Source organism: Arcicella lustrica, assembly GCF_034930985.1.
GTDB lineage: Bacteria > Bacteroidota > Bacteroidia > Cytophagales > Spirosomataceae > Arcicella > Arcicella lustrica.
This window is the reverse complement of the sequence record NZ_JAYGIM010000027.1, coordinates 1-20,178: the sequence shown is the minus strand read 5'-3', so window position 1 is coordinate 20,178 and position 20,178 is coordinate 1. Positions and strand designations below refer to the sequence as shown.

The following is a 20,178-nucleotide window of genomic DNA, read 5'->3' as shown; positions in this document are numbered from 1 at the left end:
AAATGTATTTTTTGAGCATAGGGGTATGAAATACTCTGAATTTGAGTAATAGTTAGAACAAGAATAAGTTTAAAATAAAATCGCATAGTGATTCATTAATCGTGTAAAATTACGATTAGGTATTTTATATAATAAAATAGTTTACGTTACTGTAGTAAAGCTTTCAGCCACCACTAATACTTAGCTATTCCGTTCGGCTCCTTACATTTTTGTCCATTCGTCTTTTGTAATTTTAAACCAATTATGCTCAATTCCGTCAAGGTCAAATGTTTCAATAAATTTTAAACCTGTTTTTTCTAAAACATTCTTTGAAGCAATGTTTCCCACGTCACACATTCCATAAATTTCTGTCAAGTTTAATTTGTTAAAAGCATATTCCAAGGTTGCTTTTGTTGTTTCAGTCGCAATTCCTTTACCCCAATATTTTTCAATCAGTCTATAGCCTAAATCATAAAAATTTATCTGCTTGTTTGTCGTTTCCGTTACAAATTTCAAACCTGTCCAACCTATAAAATCATTTGTATTCTTGTCAATGATTGCCCATCTTCCAATTCCGTTGTCTAAATATTGTTGTCTAATATTTTTTATTACTTCTCTAATTTGTTCATTGTTTTGGGCTGGTTTATTTCCTAAATATGTATGAACATTTGGATTGCTGTCCAACTCAAAAAGTCCGTTTTCGTCAGTTGGCAAAATTTCTCTTATTACCAATCTTTCGGTTTCTATAAAAATTTTCATTTTTTAAATTTCCTGTATATGTGGTTGGTCCTTCAAGCTGACACAAAACGGGCAGAGCTTTGTGCTGGTTGGGAAATGGTATTCCGTCCGCCCGGAACCGTTACTGATTAAAAATATAAAGTTGAAGTTAAGAACTAAAGTTCAGCAATGTACGTCAAGCCCAAACAAAAATGAACAGCATTACAAATACTCATTGTTATTCCGTCTGCCCAACTTGCATAAAACCAAAACCCATGTTGAACTAAACCTGGGCGGACGGCTAGTCAAGCTTTTGCTTCTCAAAGTTCTATCTCTGTATAAATTACAAACTATTTTTAGGGTGACAAAATAGGAATATCTGAAGCCCTAAAAAACAAAAAGAGCAGGCAAAAACCTGCTCTTCCAAAATCTTCAAGTCGAACGACAACTCCATAAAAGAAACCACCGAAGCCGACCGCTACCCCAAGTTAAGTCCCTCATTCCTTCATGGTTTGGCTTGCAGCCACCACGAAGGCTTAGTTGTTGTATGCCGTCCTTCTCATTTTCGTACATATTTCACTTTTTTCATTCTTTCTCCGTTTAGGAACAATTCTCCATTTTGTATTTCTAAACTATAAAAGTCAACAAGCATTTTGTTAGTTGAAACCAGTAATCCCTTTGTCTTGTGGTTATTTTGGAAAGTAATTTCATAATTCATACCGTCAAGATAATTTATATTTAGCGTTGTGTTTGTTTCTGAGTTTACATAATCACCATTTATAGTTTTGAAATCGTAACTATCTTCAATTCGATTTACTTTGGTTAAACTATAAGGCGAATGGTTAACATAGTATGCTGTTACTTGCATTTCTCCTTTTGAATTCTCTGTAAATTCTTGCTTAAATGCTGGATCAAACTTTTGGTGAAAAATGTTGTCAGCTTCTCGCTTTAATTCAACATCGTTTCTGCCTACTCTTTTTAAAAATATCTTGTTGTCGATTTTCTCAAATGTGAATGCAAAATCACTTTCAGTTAAATAAGTTCCCTGTATTTCATCCTCACTAATATATTTACCTATTCTTGTTGGTTTAGTTACTAAATATGTGTCTTCTGATTTCAAGTCGAAAATGACATCCGCCATTTGTCTTGTTTGGTTGTATGGGATTGACTTCCCTGTGTTTGTTAATGTTACAATAGAAATATTGTTTTGGTGAAACCTAATTGCAGTTGCTTTCCAAGCACCAGTCGCACCTTCGTGAAAACGATAAGATAAATCTTTGTATTTACCAAATTCAAGTCCGTAACCATAGTTTGAGAATTTTGAGCCTTCAATTAACTTTTGACTTTGTGCAATAATTTTAATACCAAAAGCTGAATTGCCTTTTCCTTGCACTAATTTTTCCCATTGAATTTGGTCCTCTAGGGTTGAGAAAATGTTACCGTCACCAACCACATTCCAAATCCAATTATATGTTGTCCAAGTGTCAAAATTGAAATAAGCTCTTGCTATTTGTCCAGTTATTTTCGTGTAGTCACTTTCAAAGGAAGTATTTGGCATATTTAGTTGGTGAAACATCTCAATTGTATATTCCACAAAGGTTTTCTTCGTTACTTTTTCTACAAGTAATGCCAACAAAATATAGTTTGTATTACTGTATAAATATTTCGTGTCTGGTTTGAAATTCAAATCAGTTTGTTTCTCTATTAAGTTCAATACATCGTTGTTGTTAAACGATTTCTCCCACCAAGTATAACCTTGTAATGACCATAAATCATAGCAATCTCTTATACCACTTGAGTGATTTAACAAATTTTGAATAGTGATTTTCTCTTTTACGTTTGGGTATAATTTTGGAAACCACTTTCTAATATCGTCTGAAAGTTTAAGTTTCTTTTTATCCACTAAGGTCAAAATCGCCAATGCAGTAAATTGTTTGCCGTTTGAAGCGATATTGAAACGAGTAGATTTTTTGATTAGAGTGCTATCTTTTAAGTCTGCAAAACCCGCATACTTTTCATAAATCACTTTTCCATCTTGAATTATGGCTGTTGCAATTCCAGGTGCATTTTTTGGTACGTCCTGTGTCGCAATGCCGTCAAGAAGTTCGATTTGTTTTGGTGTTAAAGCGATTTGCGATTGACCATTTGAAGTAAAGCTTGCAATAAGAAGAAAGTTTAGAAGTAATATTCTCATTTTTTTGAAATTTTGATTTTGAAATGACAAAAATGATATTCTTAAACTCACAAGTCGCTTTAAATCCTGATTTGACACTTATTTTTTGTAATATTTTTCAATATATTCTTTTGGATTTAGTGAAGTAGCTCTTTTAAAAGCTCTATTGAATGTGGATTTAGAATTAAAACCACATTCAAATGCAATACTGAGAAAAGTTTGGATGTTGTGTTCACCTCCCTGAATTTTTTGAAGAAAGTATGTGATTCTATAGTGATTGATAAAGTCATTAAAGTTCATATTGAATCCTTGATTTATGACTTGTGATACTTTTTTTGAATGAGTCCCTAATTTGCTGCTTATGTCTGATATTACAAGCTGTGGGTTTTCATACATTTTGTCATTGCACATCAGCGTTTCTATTTTTTCTTTCCACATGTCTAAATCCTGAACTTTATTTTTTTCTTCCTTTGTATTATTGATGAATTCTGTTTCAGATATATTGTCTGCTTCCAATTTTAAATCAGCATTGGGATTTATGGTGAAATCTTTAAAAGATGTTGCTGATAATATTGAATTTGTATAACCGCTTATTGAAACGTAATAGAAAAGGACTGAAAAGCTTACATAATACCAAAACTTTTTCCCAAATTCATCCCACTCTGGGTTAATCATAAAAAATAATATGCGAATAATAATAAGCATCAAAAATGCTGTAAGAAAGCGTTTTGCCCACTTAAACATAACCGACTCAGCAAAACTCACGCTATTATAAGTCATTATTCTATAGCTATTGTATGTTCTTAGGCTTCTAATCAAATAAAAAACTAAAGAAAACAAACCTGCTACTTGATACCAAAATGAAAAATCTTTGTCTTTACCATCACTATAAAAATAGTATTCATTCAAAATGACCTTGTCGACTATGAAAATTATAAAGGAATAAATCAGATAGATTGTAGCCGGTAGAAAATGAATATAATCTTTCGTAGAAAATTGAAATGATTTGTCAAGCAAGGTTTTGATATAGAAATACAAAACTGGCGGTAATAAAAATAGCTGTTGAAATGGAACGTAAAAGAGGAAATCTCTATAATGCTGCTTGGAATACCATCCTGCATATCCAAACATGAATGGTGCAATATAAAATGCACATAGTAAAATAAATAAACTGAGCAAAAGATTTGATTTATTTTCAGTTTGTAAGCCTTTAACAAGTAACAACGTGGAAAAGACAATTCCATGAAAAAAGAAAATGAGTAAAATCGAACTTTTTAAACTAAAAGAAAAAAGCATTCTGTCTGTTTTATTAAGTTATTTAATTCTTCGATGTTTCATTCGTATGGCACACAACGTTCAAGGCTTTTGGCAGGTGGGGAAATAGAATTCCTTCTGCTCAGCATTAGTACAAATGTATATTAAAGTTCCTAATGTTCAATCTGACCTAAAACAAGGAAGAGCCTAACGCTCAAAAGGGCTTATTGAATAGATTAGAATGTATCAGCGTGACGCTCTTTAACATTTTGAGTCGTAGGAAACAACCTACGACTAGTTTGAGCTAAAAGACACTCTATATCAACATTATCAAACGCTGCAATTTGTGAGATACTAAAATTTTTGTAGGCTTTTCTGAAAGAAGCTTCTTTTTTCAAAATCGTTTCCCAACTCAAACCAGCTTGGTTAATTTCTAAAATTAATCTTCCAAATAGCTCGTCATCGTCATGTATTGGAAATCCGTAATGATTGTCGTGATAATTCTTATGTAACTCTTTCTTTTCTCCTGATAAGAATTCGATATAACTGCAATAGCTCATGATACTTAATTAAATGATTGTTTAAATGCCAATGGAGTCATGTTTGTTCTTTTCTTAAATAACTTGCTGAAAGATTGAGAATGCTCAAATCCTAATTGAAAAGCAATTTCAGAGACAGACAACTCTGAAACTACCAAATATTCTTTTGCCACTTCAATCAATTTATTATGAATATGTTGTTGGGTATTCTGACCAGTCAATGAACGTAACATGTCACTCAAATATCGAGGTGATACATTTAATTTTTCTGCTATAAACTCTACTGTTGGTAGCCCGCTGTTAGTGGTTTCCTTTTGCTTAAAATAAGCATTCAAAATGCTTTCCATTTTCGTTAACAAATCATTATTTACTGCCTTTCTTGTAATAAATTGGCGTTTATAAAAACGATTGCTGTAATTAAGCAATAACTCTATTTGAGAAACCAATACATCTTGCGTGCTATCATCAATTGAGCCATTCAATTCTTCACGTATGTTATCAAAAATCTGAAAGACAATCTGCTTTTCTTTGTCAGATAAGTATAGAGCCTCATTTGCGGTATATAAGAAAAAAGAATAGTTTCTAATTTTTGAAGCCAAGGGATAATTTAGGATAAGGTCTGGATGAAAAAGGAGTGTATAACCCGAAAGGTCTCTATCCATTTCACCTCTTGCTAATATTTGATTGGGTGCAATAAAAGCCATGCGGCCTTCATTGAAATCATAATAGTTTTGACCATAGCCTATTTTACCTTGTAAATTTAGCTTGTAAGATATTTTGTAAAAATTCAATAAAAATGCCCTCGGTTGTTCGTCAAAAGGGGTTGTCATGTCGGCATAATTAACCATACTAACCAATGGATGTAAAGGTTTGGGCAAACCTAATACTTTATTTAATTCAGAAAGTGAATCAAATTTTGCGACACTATCAATTTGTTTCATTTGTATTGTTTAAGTCTTTTCTTCAAATTACTAAATAGTTGTGGTAAGGTTTAGCTGCTGTTTTAGTCCAATTCTGAAATTTTCTGCTCCTATTTCGCTTCTTTGCTGAAAAGTATTTATTGCATCTTTCCCTGCCAAATATCGTAATTGGTCTTTACCATCGGTAGCAGCTTCATAAACAACCAGGGCTATTTCATCAACATCATTGAACACAAACAATTCCCCTTTTTCAATGAGTTTTGACATACTTGCATTTAATGCTTCGTACTCATCTCCATATACGAATTGGGCTGCATTGACAAAGTTACTTTTTATTCCACCGGGTGCTACGGTTTTTACACCAATGTTGTGCAAAGCTAACTCATACGAAATGCTTTCACTAAATCCCTCTAATGCCCATTTGGTGGTATTGTAAATACTTCCTAATGGCCCAGTAGAAAACCCAAAAATAGACGTAGTTGTGATGAATAAGCCGTCTCTTTTTTTTCTAAAGTATGGTATAAAAGCTTTTGTTACCCTTATTACGCTTGTGAGATTAGTTTCAATTTGTTGAACTATCTGGTCATCTGTCGAATATTCCAAAGGTCCAGCCAGTCCATACCCTGCATTATTGAAAACCACATCTATATTAAATTGCGAAGTAATCAATTTAACTGTTTCGTTAATCTGCTCCAAATTGGTAACATCTAACGCAAATAGCATAATATTTTCTAATTGATTTAGCTCCGTTTCCTTCTCAGGATTTCTCATTGTTGCTATTACATTCCACCCTTTTGACTGAAATAGTTTTGCTGTTGATTTTCCAAGCCCTGCCGAAGCCCCTGTAATAAAAATTGTCTTTTGCATATTTTTTGTTTTAACATTTATAATGCAAAATTGGGCAGAAGTCAAAAGCTATTTGTTGCCAAATTGAGTTAAATTGTAACCAAAATGACGAAGTGTTTTTGGAATTTCCTTGGTGTAGAGAACAGTCGCTCTACCATTGCCGCTAAAGGGCAGAGCTTACCGAAGTACTAGAATTAGTATTTTGCTCGTCAGGTACCAATGATAATTGAAAAACTGATATGATGAAGATAACAAACTAAAGCTAGCTAATAAATTTAAGTTTTGTTTTTGAAATTATTTATTTGCAACTTTTACCCGTTTGAATATTTCTTCTAAGTCCAACGTATCAAGAAACGCTGTTACCTTAATTATTTTTCCTTGCTGCATTTTCATAAACCAGGAATAGCTAACATTGTATGGTTTCCCATCAAGTGCAATAGCCTTGCCGTCCCAAATAGCAATTACAGTATTGCTATCTGCAAATATTTCTCTAACAGTTGGAATGATTTTTTGAGAAAGGCGGTCATTTAATGGATTAATTACCTCATCTAACAGCTGTTTCTTAGAAGTATATGTTTTAGACAGAAATGAACTTCCAGATATGGTCCAATGTGCATCTTCAGCTAATAAATCAAAAAAACTGCCCTTGCCATTTGCCCATTTTTCAAACCCTTCCTTTATCAATTGTTTGTTAGTATCCTCTTGTAAACTATTTTGCTGAGCCATAGAGAATTGAGTTAAGAAGAGTAGTGATACAATTATGTTTATTGTTTTCATTTTTTATGATTTTATTATTTAGAAACTACTTCTGAAAGCTCAATTAAATTACCCGAAGGGTCGGCAATAAAGGCCAGTTTTCGTTTAATTGTGTCTAAATAAAACGGTTCTCCGACAGTTGTTACACCTCGTTTTTTTAACTCAGCTAATGTCGCTTCCAAATTTTTGACGTGCATACAAATATGATGATACCCTGGCTTTGATAGACTCTCCCCTAAATCTGTATAATTCCTTTGTGCATCCAATTTGCCTTCTGCCAATATCTCCACCCAAAAACCATTATCATTGGGTGGAGCTAAGTATGCCAGTTTTTCGTCGGCATAAGGCCACTGATGGATGATTCTGAAATCCATTTTTTCGGTCCACCACTTAATAGCTAAATCGTAATTTGGTACTCGAATACCAATGTGGTTTCCTGAAATATCAGCGAGTTTGCTTTTAGGATTTAAGGCAGGCATATTAAAGCCAGTATGTTCATCATGTTGTGCCAAAGCGCTTGTAAATGTCAATAGCACAAAGGCTATCAACAAGGTTATTTTATTTTTCATTTTATTTGAATTTTGATTGTTTAAAAATTTTATAATTATTGTTGTTCTTCGGCAGTAGTTCTATCCTGATAGAGTTGCCAAAATTTATCAGCCAAAACAGCGGGTGAATGTGTAGGGCTTGACTCAGAAATAATATTGGCAATAGTGAGAAGCCCCACATAAACGTTATCTGGCTTCAACCTTTCGTGAAGCTGTAAAGCCAAACTTCTAATGCCTGCTTTACCGATAGAAAGTGAGCCGTAATCAGCTGATGGAAATAAAGCAAAACCACCACCAGATATTAAAACCGCACCTTGATTTTCCTTTAAATCATTTTGCACTAAAAGATAAGCATCTAAAGCAGCAGCAACATTTCTGCTAAAATCATCAATGAGCGATGCACTTGTTTCTTCAAGAATATCTTTGGCTTTTACATCCGCTACATTGTAAAACAAGACGTCAATACTGCCCACATTATTCCGCAATTTTGAGATGGCCTCCTTTAGTGATTCAGTATTTCGAACATCTGCAGGGGCATAATAACTCTGAATGTTTTCTGATTTTAAAATATCATTCAGTTTTTCAAGATTACTTTCGCTACGGCTGATTAGCCCGACATTAAAACCTTTCTTTCCAAACTTGCGTGCAACTCCAAGACTTAGCCCAGTGCCAGCACCTATAATAAGAATTGTTTTCATTTTAGAGATTTAAAAATTTACGTTCAATGAGGTTGATTCCCATTCATCAAAGTCTTTGTTAAGTAAAACAACCTTAGCTCTTGCGGCTTCCATTGCATCGTGTCCTAGCAATAATCTCAATGGGGGATTCGGACTTTCAACTACTTTGATTACAGCTTCTGCTGCTTTTAATGGGTTACCAGGTTGATTCCCATCTTTGTTGCGGAGCCATACTTTCGTTGCCTCGGCAGTTTCTGTATAATCTGAAATCTTGCCTGGAGTTTCATTTGCAGAACGTCCTGCCCAATCGGTACGGAATGCACCTGGTGCAATAATAGTTACTTTGATTCCGAGATGAGCTATTTCTTTAGATAATGATTCGGAAAATCCATCCACTGCATATTTAGTTGCATGATAATAACCCAATGCAGGAAAAGATGTTAAGCCACCAATAGAAGCAACATTGATAATATGTCCACTATTTTGAGACCGCATGTGAGGAAGTACCTCTTTGATAAGATTAGCCAATCCAAAGAAATTAATTTCAAACATTCTACGAATTTCGGCATCATCACTTTCTTCAATCGCACCAAAGTAGCCTATACCAGCATTGTTAAGTAGTACATCAATTTTTCCGAAATGGTCAAGTGTTACTCTTACAGCGGCTTTGATTTCATCGGCATTCGAAACATCTAATTGTACTGCAAATGCATTATTTGGATAGCTATCAACTATGTCTTGAATGTCGCTTATTTTACGAGAAGCAACTGCAACCAAATATCCAGCCTGCAATGCCGCAGTTGCGAAAGCACGCCCAAAGCCAGTTGAACAACCAGTAATTAACCAAACTTTATTATTTGAATTTTTCATTTTTGTAAGATTTTAGGTTTAAATAGACCCAATTTTGACTACTTCAATGAAGTCAGAAAAGTACCCTGACTTCATTGAATTTATCTTTTGAGAATTTTTAGATTGTATTTTCCCATGCTTTTATCTGATGGTCTTTGAGCATGTCTTCCACAAACTGTGGCACTACATTACGAAACTTACCAGTGTCTGCGGGAACGATTTTAATCATAGCATCAATCATTTCTTTCGGGTCAAGTCTTCCTTCTGGGGTGCCCAATAGAGAATCAAAGTTGGCTTTCATGTCTGCTCGTTTGGTGAAGTTTTTGTTGTCATCTAACCAGCGGAAAGCATTTTCAGCCATTGTTTCATTGTAGCCTGTTAGGTAAGCACCAGGATTAATAGTTTGAACTTTGATATTGTATGCTTTTAATTCATCAGAAAGTGCTTCGGCAATTGCTTCCAAGGCGTGTTTGGTCGAAACATAGATACCATAACCAGATGGTGTAAACAAGCCCCCCATTGATGAGGTAAAAACTATTTTGCCTTTTTTACCAGCGTTAATCCATTTGGTGATGAATTGTTGGGCAAGGTCTAATGGTGCAAATACATTGGTTTCGTAGTTATTCCTTACAAGGTCTAAAGGAATCTCAAACACAGGACCACTTTCACCGATACCTGCATTACTAAACAATACATCAATATCGTATTTCAATGCAACTCTTACATCGTATTTATCAAGAATGTCAAGTTTGATTACCTCTATATTATTTTGCAAGCCGAGTTCTTCTACTTTTTGACGAAGTGCCGTAACTTGAGGCGATATTTGTACACCTGCAATAATTTTATGACCTAATTGAGCTAAACCAATAGCTGTTCCTTCTCCGAATCCAGAGCCTGCTCCAGTAATCAGAATTGTTTTTGTATTTTCCATTTTTTTAGATTTTTATGAATTATTAAATGTTGCTCCCCGCTGCTGCAATCTCGAAATCTTGTTCAGGACTGCCACCAGAAACACCTATATAACCAACTATATTACCCTGTGATTTGATAGGCATTCCTCCTTTAAATCCTACTAGGCCACCACTTGTATTTACCAATCCGTAGGTCTTATTTTCAGGATTTAGAAATTCGCCAACTGCTTCTGAGTTCATACGGAATAGCATCGCTGTTTTTGCTTTTCCCATAGACACATCAATTGAGCCGAGATAGGCATTATCCATTCTTAAAAAGCTTTTTAAATGTCCAAATGAATCAAGGACAGATATGTTTGCATTAACATCAAGTTGCGTAGCTTTTTCAACCGCTTGATTGATAGCTCTTGATGCTTGTAATTGTGTTGTTTCCATTTTCTTAGGTTTTTTGTTGATTGTTTTTTTGATTTTAGGAAATCACTTCTGCAAGTTCTATCACATTTCCCCATAGGTCAGAGAAGAAACCAAGACGTTTTCCAATTACAGGTAAATCAAAAGGCTCACCGAGAATAGTAACTCCTCTTTTGCTTAGTTCAGCCAGCGTTTCATCTACACTTTTTACATCCATACAAATGTGATGGTAGCCGCTTGGGTGTAGGCTTTCGTTTAGGTCGGCATAGTTTGCTTTTGGCTCTGGGTTACCGCCAGCCAATAGTTCTATCCAAAAATTGTCGTCATTGGCCGGGGCCAAATAAGCCAGTTGTAAATCGCCGAATGGCCATTCATGAAGTAAGCGAAAATCTAATTTTTCGATGTACCAGTTTTTAGTTTGCTCGTAGTTAGGAACTCTGAGTGCTACGTGAGCACCTCTCATAGTGCTGAACATACTCTGTGTATTTTTTGCAGGAATTTTGATTGTTACGTTTTCCATTTTGTTTGATTTTTTTATCGTTATTTTTATTTGTTTTTGATGATACAAAGATGCTACGGGTTTCTGCCTTCTATGTTAGGAAAGGCAAAGGGGCTATTATGAATATCAAAGATGAGTATTGAGCAAAAAAAAAATGCTGCTATTAATTAGCAACATTTTTTGAAATATGAATGTGTATTTATTTTAAGCTATGCTCATGCTTTAGCAGAGAGAAACGATTTCCTAAACTCTACAGGAGTAAGTCCTGTATTTTTTTTGAAGAAAAAAGAAAAATTTGGTTGGTCAGAAAATCCCATGCTGTAACTAATATTATGCAAGTTCCAGTCTGTTTGAAGCAGTAAAACTTTGGCTTCATCCAAAAGTCTGTTGCGAATATGAGTGCTTGCATTTTGCCCGGTGTGCTTTTTTAATAGTTCATTTAGATAATTGGGGTGAATATCTAAGTCGGCTGCAAATTCCTTAGCAGTTCGTATGCGTATTGGGGAATTGTAATTAATATTTGAGGTCTCTGTTTCCAATAAGTTGAAAAATTGATGTACGTGCGAAAACTCCTCAGTAACTGTATCGGGCTTGGGGTATTTTCCAACCTTCATACTCTCAACCATTAATAGTTGAATATAAGCCTGTATTGAATCTTCCTTGTAAGTTCCATTGGTATCTTCTTCTTCCTGCATTTTGATAAATAGATTATTGATAACAGGCACTTCAGATTCACTCAAACGAATTACACTTTTTGATTTGTCGGTATAGAGAGCAAATTTGTCGATAGTAGATTTTAGATTTGGAAAGTTATTTGTGAACTCTTTTTTGAACAGCACATAATATCCTGCTGGTTCATCGGAAAGGTTTTTCCATGAAATAATATCATTAGGATGTATATACAATATGGTAGGTTCGTCAATATAGTAGGTGTTAAGCCCCATTGTAAAAACGCCTGAACCTTTTGAGATAAATAATACTTTGTAAAATTCACGCCTGTTTGGCGACAAATAATTTCTGCATTCGTGATACTTGCGATTAAACACTTTCACTCTCCAGTCTTCATAAAAATCCCTCAAAACAGGAATCATATCAGGCAGGTTTCGTAAGGTATCTATTTGCTTTAAATCTATTGTAGTCTTCATCTTTCTATTTTTTGTCTTGCATTTATTCAAAAAGTGTTACGATGCTAAAGAGCAAATTTACAAATAAACCATGGGGTAATTCTACTTTAGGTGTTGGGATTTTGTCTGCTTGAATTGCAGGACTGTCAGCCATGTGTTAGCGATTGCAGCTCTTTTGCAAGGTTGGCTTTTGTATGGTAGGCAGTTAGGGACTTCGCCTTGAATGTCTTGTCGCTTGTAGGGGAACGAAAATCCTTTTTAGGGTTGCACACAACTCGCTAATATGCAATTGGCCAAATGGACTAACAACTTTCAAAAGACTTACTTTAAAACATGGGTATAACTATAAATGAGAAATAAGCCCAAGCCCTAAAAAACAAAAAGAGCAGGTTTTTGCCTGCTCTTCCAATATCTTCAAATTGAACGACAACCCCATAAAAGAAACCACCGAAGCCGACCGCTAGACTAGCCGTCCACCATGTCTTCATGGTTTGGCTTGCAGCCGCTACGAATGCTTAATTATTAGGTGTTGGTTTTTTGTTCTTACAATCTTTCATATGTTCTTCAATTCGTAACTTGTCAATTGTTAGTCGCTGTCTAAATATTTCGAGCATTATTAAATAGTCCTCTTTAGAAAAATTGAGTTCTTTAAATTTGTCAAACCATTTTACTGTCGAGCCAGCTTTTTCTGCTTCCCACTCTTTTGTTTTGTCTATTCCAATTTGTTTCCATTGTATCAGGTCTCCACAATTTCTTATTTCAGCAACTATTAATGTGCAAGAAAAGTCGTTGTCGTCTGGACACATAAGAATAGGACAGATTGTTGTCTCGTTTTCATTAGGCAAAATTCTTTTCCAAACAACTGCCTTTTCGTCCTCTCGTTCCATCCAATATACAAGTGTCGGAATAAGTCCTTTGTACATATTGTTTAGATAGAGTTCATCAAGCTTTTCGTCTAACCAATATTCGTCAATTCGATAATTTATGAAGTCCCAATAATCTTCATAATCGCTTTCGTCTTGTATGCCTTCTATCTTGTTCATAGTGTTGTTTTAAAATGACGCCTAATCGCTAATATGCGAAAGTATTTGCAATTTTTTATACTTCCTAAAGTAGTTGTTTTCTTAGTAATTCTAAACAATTAACCTATTTTAAATTTAATTGGTCAAACGAACTAACAATTTTTGAAAGACTTACTTTAAAACATGGGTATAACTATAAATGAGAAACAAGCCTTAAAAACAAAAAAGCAGGCAAAAACCTGCTCTTCCAAATATCTTCAAGTCAAACGACAACTCCATAAAAGAAATTAACGAAGCCGCCCACTAGACTAGCCGTCCGCCCAGCTTAATTTCAACATTTTTTCATGGTTAGGCTTTCAGCCACTACGAAACATTAGCTATTATGTGCAGTTTTTATTCTGTTCTTATGAGTCCTTCCAAACTTTGAAAAACTTGTCGATTGCCGAATTCTCCAAGTCCTAACTCTTTTGTTACTTCCAAATCTTCAATGATTAAAAGTTCGTCTGTAAACTCAACATCAACTTTCCCATTAGTTACTTCAATTGAAGAAAGTAAAAAATAACCGTATTCAGTTCTTATTTCTATGTCTTGTGGATATAGCCCTTTCTCATTAGGAAATCGAATTGGAAGCCAATAAATAATTACACTTTTTATAGTCTGCCCCACAATGTCTGTCAAATAATTAATGGGCTCTTTCGGTTCGTTGTCGAAGTATAATGTTTCTAAATCACTTGTCTTTCCAACGTTTATTGAAAGTCCAAAATGTGTGTCAACAAACCTATTACCTATTGAGAAAAGTCCATTTGTGGTATATATGTCTATACCATTTAACAGGCTTTTGCCATAATTATTTGGTTGTTCAGTAAAATCTATGTCAGTCTTTTCTAAATAAAATTGAATGCTGTCAATTTTTGCATTTATCATAAGTCGACTATTGTCAAACTGAATTTTATATTTATCTAAATTTTGCAAAATTGTAGTGTTCTTCTAAAATGGCATACAACTCGCTAATATGCGAAAGTTTTGTAGTACTTTTTGTATTGTTGTACCAGTTTTTGTACTTCCTAAAGTAGTTGTTTTCTTAGTAATTCTAAACAATTCACTTATTTTAAATTTAATTGGTCAAACGGACTAACAACTTTCAAAAGACTTACTTTAAAACATGGGTATAACTATAAATGAGAAACAAGCTCCAAAAACAAAAAAGCAGGCAAAAACCTGCTCTTCCAAAATCTTCAAATCGAACGACAACTCCATAAAAGAAATCACCGAAGCCGACCGCTACCCCAAGTTAAGTTCAAGACTAGCCGTCCGCCATGCCTTCATGGTTTGGCTTTCAGCCACCACGAAGGCTTAGTTATTGGGGCAGTTTTATTTTGTCAACCGTAAGAAGTAGCCTCTATCTGAATAGTCTGGTGTTGAAAGTTTCCACACTTGTCCACACACAAGGCACTCATAAATATAATAGCCCCTATCTTTCCAAGCTGTAGTTACAAACTTTCCCGTTTTGATGCTCTTGTCATTTGCTATTTTCATTATCAATACTAAGTCAAACGCTTCAAACTCTGCTTGTGTAGGAAAAGATTCTATTTCTGCGTTAAAACATTTGTCACACATTAGTTGATAATTTGTTAGAGTCTGTCTGCTTTTTAATTTTAAAAATACAACCTGCAATAATACTTGCTAATGAAAAAGCGAAAATTAGTGTCAGCGATAAAGACCCTCCAATTAATAGTATTGTCGTTGTAATTCCTAACTGTCAAGCTGATTAAAATAAGTTTTGTCAAAACTGGATTTACATTTTGTTTGATAAGCTTTTTGAATATAAAAAAATAAATAAACAAAGTCGGTAAGGAAAAGAAGAATGAAAACACTAATGTTATTGGATAAACTTCAAGCAGTCCCACTACTTGTCCAGAAATGGGTTTGAATATTAACTCATAAACAGAAGGAAGAAATGGTGCAAGCAACAAAGTCGTCAACCAATGTTTAATAGCATAGTTTTGATTCATTGTTAGGGTCTGAAAATTGTCTATAATCCGCTAATATGCAAAAGTTTTGTAGTACTTTTTGTATTATTCCCAAACTATACTTAGAGTTCCCTAAAACCTAAAATAATAAAGAGCCTCACACTCGAAAGAGCTTATTGAATATATTTAAATGTTTAAAGACAAAAGGAGTATTTATCCACGATACATTTTACTAGCGTGACGCTCTTTAACATTTTGAGTCGTAGGGAACAACCTACGACTAGTTTGAGATGTCTGTTCTTTGCATACCATAATTACTTTCTATATATTTCAAAAGTTTAATTTCAAACCCAACTAAATCCATGCCTTCTTTTATATAACCCGCTGGTATTAGAGTTCTGTAATCACCGTCCAAACTAAATTTATCTAACTGATGTGCATTCGCATATATATCCACTAAGTGCCCTACCTTACTACCTAAATCTGTGTTAAACTTCATAAAATCAATAACACTTTCAATATTTTCAACCTCATATTTATCCACACCAGCGTATTTGCTCATATCAATTGAACACAATGCAAAGCCATTCGGGTTTTCGTGTGCTCTTAAAGTTTGATTTCTGGAAATTCTTATTGGTGTTGTTTCAAGCCATTTTGATTTTACTTCAATGTAATAAACTGGTTTTTCGTCAATATAAACTACAAGGTCTTGACCATCTTGCTCGCTTACAACTTTAGCATTTATATTTTGAGATAGTCTTTTCAGAAGAACCTCTTCCAAATGATTACCAATTTTCTTTTTGTATTGCATCTCTGCTTCCTCTTGCTGTTTTCTGAGCAATGCATCTTCTCCTAGCTTTATCAATTCGTCAAGATTTGGATGTCCAGCAATACCGGCAAGTTTCTTTATCACAGCTTCATTCTGACTTAAAATGGTGAAGGATGCATCTCCATCAGCTAATTGCACCAATATTGCCGATTTATTTCTCGATGTGGCTGGAAAAAGCCTTTCGTAAAGTTCATTGTTTTTTTGGTCGGGCTTGAAATTTCTTATGATGTCAATGATATTACGTCTATAAAGATTATTTTCCATGAGAATCTCATTTCCTGACTCACCGAAAAACCTTTCTTCTATTTCAGACGTCAATTCCAATCACTCCCCACCTCATTATTCACCCCACCCCAAAAATTCCTTAAAAATTTATTTTCCCAATATGCCTTCGGATATGGTCTATTAGGCTTTCGGGTTCTACGATTTCTACAATATGCTCGTGGTAGCCTAAAATAAAATTGGTTAGCCCAAAGAACTTTTCGTTTACATTGCACTCAAAATCATAAACGCCCAACTCTTCGGCTGAGGGTTGTAAATAGGCTTGTGTCAAGGGGAAGCGTTCTATCAATTCGTTATAACCGCCCACTTTTAGGCGAATGTGTACTCGTACTTTATTATCGTTTACAATTCTAAAAGGGTCGGTGGCGGTTACATAATGTTGGGTTTCATATTGCCAAGCTATTTCCTGCAATTCTACTCGCTCTATTCTCGAAATCCTGTAATGCCTAATATCCTTGCGGTCGATGGCAAAGGCATGGAGTATGTCTTCTTTGACATTCACCGAAAAAGGTTCTACCAGCCTGTCAGATACTTCACTACTGTTGGTCGAGCGATAATTGATAAGTTTTACCACTTTCTTCTGTTGCTTGGCTTGCTCCAACAAATTGGCTTTTGAGAGAAAAGTCCTTGAAAACAAGCTACTTCCCAATTTCGATACATCATAAATCGTATTGAGCTTTTCTTGCATTCGCTTGGTTCTTTTCTCAGAAGCTTTGGCATTGTTGGAAAGGGCTTCCATCAAAATTTCCTTTTCGGCTTCCGTGAAAAATAACATATCCTCCAAGTGTTGTAAAGGCTTGTTGGGAACAATGGCATACCTGTATTTATTGTCATAATCAACATTAAAATCCGCATCACGAAGCTCATCAAAATCTTTTTTGATCGTGTCGGGGTCAACGTTGTACTCGGTAGCCAAGGTCTTTTTGGTGTATTGGTATGGACTCTCAATAAGGATTTTGAGAATCGCCAATAAGCGATATTTAGGAGTATGCTCGTTAAATTTATTCATACATGAATAGAACCACAGAGTATCATTCTGTTTGTTTTTAGGTTTTACTATTAATTTCGCTCAATTTCTAAAAAAGAAAATAAATAACCTCAATAAAATTCAAAAACTTATTAAACGGTAAATTAGTATCTGAATAGTTTTGGAAAAATAAGAAAGGAGGATTTGATGTACTTTGAAAAAAACTGAAAAATCCCTTTATCCTCGTGCCAATATTAAATCGTTGAATCGTGGCAACCCGTAAGCAGTTATACGTTCTGAGATAAAAACACTTATCAGTTTTCTACACGAATATAATTTAAAATTCCTTATTATTTCAAATATAATTTTAGACTAATTTAATATCTCTACACAACCGCAGCCCATACTGCTCTCTTTCCCAAAACCGCCAGAATAACCTACTTTCAGTAAAGAAGCGGGGGCGGTTATTTCAAAGCTAAAGTCGTAATAGCCAATTACTTTTGTCTCGTCTCTGACTTTGCCTTCTTTTACGGTAAAACCTCTTTTTTTATTTTTTCGGGATCTGAGAGAAGTTTAAATTTGACGATATTTTTAGCGAAAGCAGCATCTACTTTCATTCCTGTGCTACCATCTATGGTGCGATATCTATCTATTAAGTTGAGGGCAAAGAAATCTACAAATTGCTCATCTGCTGGGCTTAGGTATTGGTCTAAACCTTCTTCTTTTCGAGCAACCACCATGGGCGAAATGGTTTTGAAAGACTGAGTAACAATACTTGTATCGGGTATTTCCTCAAAAGGATTTGGCAAGGTTTCTACTCGCTCTACCACAAAATCTGCTCGTAGTTCTCGGTTAAAAATACTGAGCTGCTGATTTTGGAATAACCCCATGATAAAACCTTCTGCGGCTTTGTCGATGTAGAAAGAAACAATCAGGAAACTGTTCTCCGAACTCAACAGTATATACGTATCACCTTTTCGCACAGCTTTGGCTTTAGCGACTTGTAAAGATGAAAAAGTAAAATGCTTGAAGGTTTTAAAACTATCAGGCACGGAATAACCTTTGTTGTGTAAGAAAGAGGCGTAACTTTCGTCTGCTTGATAGATTAATTTATACAACCATGCTTGAAGCGGATACTGATAATTGAAGAGTAACTTTTGTCTGTCTTGAACAGGTTTTAGATGTAATTTGAATCTCATAGTGTATTTAAGTATTATTATTTATAAGGCTATTAAAAAACACCAACAAGATGGTAAATAATTTGGATAATGTAAGAAAAATAGGAGAAATTATTAATCAACTCTCAGCAGGGAATTCAGTGCTGTTGAGTGAGTTTTCTCGTTTGGCCAGGAGTATGCAAATCTTTGCTGAAAAGGTCTTAGGTAAAAAAATTATTCTGGTTGAATTTGAAAAGTTATTAACCTTAGTAAAAGAAGGAGAAGTAATCATTGTTTGGATACCAATATTCACGTATGCGTCTAAAATAGCTTGACAGTTTCTAAAATGCCTTTTCAGGTTGTTTTTTCACCACATTAGAAAACCTTATTTTTTTATAAGGATACCATCTTAATTTTTCAACTTGCCCAAATTGAACTCCTCTTTTAGGGTTCGGTTGAGTCTTTCAGCCATCGAATTTTCATTGGGTTCAGCTGAAGAACACATACTCATTTTGATACCCGCTTTTTGAATTAAATCCACGTAAGCCCACGAACAATATTGAACCCCTCGGTCAGACCGGGTCGTCGTTACGATGGTGAATTAATTCAGTCTTCTTTTTACGGGTTTGCAGAGCCATTTTCAAAGCACCCACAGGTCCTTTTGCCTCCAAAGTTGGTTGCAAAGACCAACCCACAATTTTCCGAGAAAAAGCATCCATAATTAACGATAAATACACAAACCCTTTACCCACCTGAATATAAGTCATATCGCTTACCCACAACTGCTCACTACCCGTCGGAATAAAATCTTTTATCCGATTGGGGTACTTTTTATACGAGTGATCCGACTGAGTAGTCACCGCCTTATAATGCTTCCGCTTGACCAATAAACCCTCTTTTTTCATCAACTGGTGCAGTTTATCACGACCAATTTTTAACTGATGGGAAAAAAAGAACGGTTTTATTAACTCATACAACTTCCCTGAACCAATCCCAGGAATACGCTTACGAATCCGTTTGATTTCTTCGATAACCAAGTCGAATTCAAACACATTCTTCTCCATTTGCTTGATAGCCGCATACCAAGCTTGACGAGAAAACCCAAACCATGAACACATTAAACTCATACCCAGTAAAGGGTAGCGACTGCTTAATGCTTCAACGGCTTGGATGCGAACTTTTTTTGATAGAAATATCGAATTGCTTTTCGGCGATGTCCACCAAAGTTTCCCAAGCGATGGATTTCATCCTGAGCATTTCATTCTCTTTTTCGAGCCATTTTATCTTGGCTTCTAAGTCTTTGGTTTTGTTGATTTCTGGCTTCATGGGCTTTCGTCTTTTTGGTTTTAAATATGGAAGAATTCGATGTTTAAAATACCAGCGGTTCAACTGTCGAACCCGCTTGAAATCCAGGTGCAAATCTGTCTTTAATTCCTTGGAAGATACGAATCCAGCACGGTAACTTTCGACTACTTTTCGGAGATAAAGTATCAAGTTACGATTTTTTTTATTTCTTTTCAACTCATTGATATTCATATACTTAACGTTTATGTGTCAAGCCCTTTCAGTATAATATGCTTAGATTTATAATTATACTTATGTTAAATATGATCATAAAAGTTCTTCATATAAAGAATCAATCTCCAATAATCCGGAAATAATATTGGATATTGATTGTTTAAAATTTCCTTAAATACTAATTGTGGAAATTGGAAAATGACATGTCGCCAAATAGGTCAAGTATATTC

At 34.8% G+C, this 20,178-nt stretch carries 24 protein-coding genes; 1 reads left to right on the top strand and 23 read right to left on the bottom strand.

Translation table 11 applies throughout. From position 1 onward, the window contains the following. Positions 1 to 201: 201 nt before the first annotated feature. The 21 genes from VB798_RS24225 to VB798_RS24130 form a co-directional block, all read right to left on the bottom strand. The gene (locus VB798_RS24225; protein WP_323689822.1) at positions 202 to 738 is read right to left on the bottom strand and encodes a GNAT family N-acetyltransferase; all 537 of its coding nucleotides are present in this window, start codon (positions 736 to 738) and stop codon (positions 202 to 204) included. Positions 739 to 1,255: 517 nt separating this feature from the next. Further along, positions 1,256 to 2,890 (bottom strand): serine hydrolase domain-containing protein, encoded by a 1,635-nt coding sequence (locus VB798_RS24220; protein WP_323689821.1) that lies wholly within the window; start codon positions 2,888 to 2,890, stop codon positions 1,256 to 1,258. A 78-nt stretch (positions 2,891 to 2,968) separates the two neighbouring features. After that, the gene (locus tag VB798_RS24215) at positions 2,969 to 4,165 is read right to left on the bottom strand and encodes a helix-turn-helix domain-containing protein (RefSeq protein WP_323689820.1); all 1,197 of its coding nucleotides are present in this window, start codon (positions 4,163 to 4,165) and stop codon (positions 2,969 to 2,971) included. A gap of 194 nt (positions 4,166 to 4,359) precedes the next feature. Continuing rightward, a complete protein-coding gene (locus tag VB798_RS24210; protein ID WP_323689819.1) occupies positions 4,360 to 4,683 on the bottom strand; it encodes a DNA-3-methyladenine glycosylase I in 324 nt (107 codons plus the stop codon). A 5-nt stretch (positions 4,684 to 4,688) separates the two neighbouring features. Then, positions 4,689 to 5,603: a helix-turn-helix domain-containing protein gene (locus VB798_RS24205; protein WP_323689818.1), complete on the bottom strand. Its 915-nt coding sequence runs from the start codon at positions 5,601 to 5,603 to the stop codon at positions 4,689 to 4,691. A 30-nt stretch (positions 5,604 to 5,633) separates the two neighbouring features. Next, the gene (locus tag VB798_RS24200) at positions 5,634 to 6,449 is read right to left on the bottom strand and encodes an SDR family oxidoreductase (RefSeq protein WP_323689817.1); all 816 of its coding nucleotides are present in this window, start codon (positions 6,447 to 6,449) and stop codon (positions 5,634 to 5,636) included. 273 nt (positions 6,450 to 6,722) lie between these two features. Continuing rightward, on the bottom strand, positions 6,723 to 7,154 hold the full coding sequence (locus VB798_RS24195) for a nuclear transport factor 2 family protein (protein WP_323689816.1): 432 nt from the start codon (positions 7,152 to 7,154) through the stop codon (positions 6,723 to 6,725). A 65-nt stretch (positions 7,155 to 7,219) separates the two neighbouring features. After that, the gene (locus VB798_RS24190) at positions 7,220 to 7,753 is read right to left on the bottom strand and encodes a VOC family protein (protein ID WP_323689815.1); all 534 of its coding nucleotides are present in this window, start codon (positions 7,751 to 7,753) and stop codon (positions 7,220 to 7,222) included. A 35-nt stretch (positions 7,754 to 7,788) separates the two neighbouring features. Then, positions 7,789 to 8,430 (bottom strand): SDR family NAD(P)-dependent oxidoreductase, encoded by a 642-nt coding sequence (locus tag VB798_RS24185; RefSeq protein WP_323689814.1) that lies wholly within the window; start codon positions 8,428 to 8,430, stop codon positions 7,789 to 7,791. 9 nt (positions 8,431 to 8,439) lie between these two features. Continuing rightward, positions 8,440 to 9,279 (bottom strand): oxidoreductase, encoded by an 840-nt coding sequence (locus VB798_RS24180; RefSeq protein WP_323689813.1) that lies wholly within the window; start codon positions 9,277 to 9,279, stop codon positions 8,440 to 8,442. 97 nt (positions 9,280 to 9,376) lie between these two features. Beyond that, on the bottom strand, positions 9,377 to 10,189 hold the full coding sequence (locus VB798_RS24175; RefSeq protein ID WP_323689812.1) for an SDR family oxidoreductase: 813 nt from the start codon (positions 10,187 to 10,189) through the stop codon (positions 9,377 to 9,379). 22 nt (positions 10,190 to 10,211) lie between these two features. Further along, complete coding sequence (locus VB798_RS24170) at positions 10,212 to 10,604, bottom strand: GlcG/HbpS family heme-binding protein (RefSeq protein ID WP_323689811.1); 393 nt, start codon at positions 10,602 to 10,604, stop codon at positions 10,212 to 10,214. A 34-nt stretch (positions 10,605 to 10,638) separates the two neighbouring features. Then, entirely contained in the window at positions 10,639 to 11,100 is a 462-nt protein-coding gene (locus tag VB798_RS24165; protein ID WP_323689810.1) for a VOC family protein, read from the bottom strand. A 194-nt stretch (positions 11,101 to 11,294) separates the two neighbouring features. Continuing rightward, the gene (locus tag VB798_RS24160; RefSeq protein WP_323689809.1) at positions 11,295 to 12,224 is read right to left on the bottom strand and encodes an AraC family transcriptional regulator; all 930 of its coding nucleotides are present in this window, start codon (positions 12,222 to 12,224) and stop codon (positions 11,295 to 11,297) included. Between the two features lie 305 nt (positions 12,225 to 12,529). After that, on the bottom strand, positions 12,530 to 12,691 hold the full coding sequence (locus VB798_RS24155) for a hypothetical protein (RefSeq protein ID WP_323689808.1): 162 nt from the start codon (positions 12,689 to 12,691) through the stop codon (positions 12,530 to 12,532). A gap of 27 nt (positions 12,692 to 12,718) precedes the next feature. Next, entirely contained in the window at positions 12,719 to 13,246 is a 528-nt protein-coding gene (locus VB798_RS24150; RefSeq protein WP_323689807.1) for a hypothetical protein, read from the bottom strand. A gap of 372 nt (positions 13,247 to 13,618) precedes the next feature. Beyond that, positions 13,619 to 14,149 (bottom strand): hypothetical protein, encoded by a 531-nt coding sequence (locus VB798_RS24145; RefSeq protein WP_323689806.1) that lies wholly within the window; start codon positions 14,147 to 14,149, stop codon positions 13,619 to 13,621. Between the two features lie 1,326 nt (positions 14,150 to 15,475). Next, positions 15,476 to 16,288 carry a protein NO VEIN domain-containing protein gene (locus tag VB798_RS24140; RefSeq protein ID WP_323689805.1) on the bottom strand — a complete coding sequence of 271 codons (813 nt, stop codon included), beginning with the start codon at positions 16,286 to 16,288 and terminating at the stop codon, positions 15,476 to 15,478. A gap of 100 nt (positions 16,289 to 16,388) precedes the next feature. Further along, on the bottom strand, positions 16,389 to 17,315 hold the full coding sequence (locus VB798_RS24135; RefSeq protein WP_323689804.1) for a helix-turn-helix transcriptional regulator: 927 nt from the start codon (positions 17,313 to 17,315) through the stop codon (positions 16,389 to 16,391). A 330-nt stretch (positions 17,316 to 17,645) separates the two neighbouring features. Next, a complete protein-coding gene (locus tag VB798_RS24400) occupies positions 17,646 to 17,768 on the bottom strand; it encodes a CRISPR-associated endoribonuclease Cas6 (protein ID WP_407654189.1) in 123 nt (40 codons plus the stop codon). A 32-nt stretch (positions 17,769 to 17,800) separates the two neighbouring features. Beyond that, positions 17,801 to 18,472 (bottom strand): CRISPR-associated endoribonuclease Cas6, encoded by a 672-nt coding sequence (locus tag VB798_RS24130; protein ID WP_323689803.1) that lies wholly within the window; start codon positions 18,470 to 18,472, stop codon positions 17,801 to 17,803. Positions 18,473 to 18,522: 50 nt separating this feature from the next. Between VB798_RS24130 and VB798_RS24125 the strand changes: the two genes are divergently transcribed. Then, positions 18,523 to 18,765, top strand: coding sequence for a recombinase family protein (locus VB798_RS24125; RefSeq protein ID WP_323689802.1), 243 nt, complete (start codon positions 18,523 to 18,525; stop codon positions 18,763 to 18,765). Between the two features lie 237 nt (positions 18,766 to 19,002). Here VB798_RS24125 and VB798_RS24120 read toward each other — a convergent pair whose 3' ends face one another. Continuing rightward, entirely contained in the window at positions 19,003 to 19,494 is a 492-nt protein-coding gene (locus VB798_RS24120; RefSeq protein ID WP_323689801.1) for a DDE-type integrase/transposase/recombinase, read from the bottom strand. A 94-nt stretch (positions 19,495 to 19,588) separates the two neighbouring features. Further along, positions 19,589 to 19,756, bottom strand: coding sequence for a hypothetical protein (locus VB798_RS24115; protein WP_323689800.1), 168 nt, complete (start codon positions 19,754 to 19,756; stop codon positions 19,589 to 19,591). Between the last annotated feature and the right edge of the window lie 422 nt (positions 19,757 to 20,178).

Coding starts and splice junctions, on each gene's coding strand:
- VB798_RS24225 (WP_323689822.1), bottom strand. CDS start 738: ATGAAAATTTTTATAGAAACCGAAAGATTGGTAATAAGAGAAATTTTG.
- VB798_RS24220 (WP_323689821.1), bottom strand. CDS start 2,890: ATGAGAATATTACTTCTAAACTTTCTTCTTATTGCAAGCTTTACTTCA.
- VB798_RS24215 (WP_323689820.1), bottom strand. CDS start 4,165: ATGCTTTTTTCTTTTAGTTTAAAAAGTTCGATTTTACTCATTTTCTTT.
- VB798_RS24210 (WP_323689819.1), bottom strand. CDS start 4,683: ATGAGCTATTGCAGTTATATCGAATTCTTATCAGGAGAAAAGAAAGAG.
- VB798_RS24205 (WP_323689818.1), bottom strand. CDS start 5,603: ATGAAACAAATTGATAGTGTCGCAAAATTTGATTCACTTTCTGAATTA.
- VB798_RS24200 (WP_323689817.1), bottom strand. CDS start 6,449: ATGCAAAAGACAATTTTTATTACAGGGGCTTCGGCAGGGCTTGGAAAA.
- VB798_RS24195 (WP_323689816.1), bottom strand. CDS start 7,154: ATGGCTCAGCAAAATAGTTTACAAGAGGATACTAACAAACAATTGATA.
- VB798_RS24190 (WP_323689815.1), bottom strand. CDS start 7,753: ATGAAAAATAAAATAACCTTGTTGATAGCCTTTGTGCTATTGACATTT.
- VB798_RS24185 (WP_323689814.1), bottom strand. CDS start 8,430: ATGAAAACAATTCTTATTATAGGTGCTGGCACTGGGCTAAGTCTTGGA.
- VB798_RS24180 (WP_323689813.1), bottom strand. CDS start 9,279: ATGAAAAATTCAAATAATAAAGTTTGGTTAATTACTGGTTGTTCAACT.
- VB798_RS24175 (WP_323689812.1), bottom strand. CDS start 10,189: ATGGAAAATACAAAAACAATTCTGATTACTGGAGCAGGCTCTGGATTC.
- VB798_RS24170 (WP_323689811.1), bottom strand. CDS start 10,604: ATGGAAACAACACAATTACAAGCATCAAGAGCTATCAATCAAGCGGTT.
- VB798_RS24165 (WP_323689810.1), bottom strand. CDS start 11,100: ATGGAAAACGTAACAATCAAAATTCCTGCAAAAAATACACAGAGTATG.
- VB798_RS24160 (WP_323689809.1), bottom strand. CDS start 12,224: ATGAAGACTACAATAGATTTAAAGCAAATAGATACCTTACGAAACCTG.
- VB798_RS24155 (WP_323689808.1), bottom strand. CDS start 12,691: ATGAAGACATGGTGGACGGCTAGTCTAGCGGTCGGCTTCGGTGGTTTC.
- VB798_RS24150 (WP_323689807.1), bottom strand. CDS start 13,246: ATGAACAAGATAGAAGGCATACAAGACGAAAGCGATTATGAAGATTAT.
- VB798_RS24145 (WP_323689806.1), bottom strand. CDS start 14,149: ATGATAAATGCAAAAATTGACAGCATTCAATTTTATTTAGAAAAGACT.
- VB798_RS24140 (WP_323689805.1), bottom strand. CDS start 16,288: ATGGAAAATAATCTTTATAGACGTAATATCATTGACATCATAAGAAAT.
- VB798_RS24135 (WP_323689804.1), bottom strand. CDS start 17,315: ATGAATAAATTTAACGAGCATACTCCTAAATATCGCTTATTGGCGATT.
- VB798_RS24130 (WP_323689803.1), bottom strand. CDS start 18,472: ATGAGATTCAAATTACATCTAAAACCTGTTCAAGACAGACAAAAGTTA.
- VB798_RS24125 (WP_323689802.1), top strand. CDS start 18,523: ATGGTAAATAATTTGGATAATGTAAGAAAAATAGGAGAAATTATTAAT.
- VB798_RS24120 (WP_323689801.1), bottom strand. CDS start 19,494: ATGGAGAAGAATGTGTTTGAATTCGACTTGGTTATCGAAGAAATCAAA.
- VB798_RS24115 (WP_323689800.1), bottom strand. CDS start 19,756: ATGAAGCCAGAAATCAACAAAACCAAAGACTTAGAAGCCAAGATAAAA.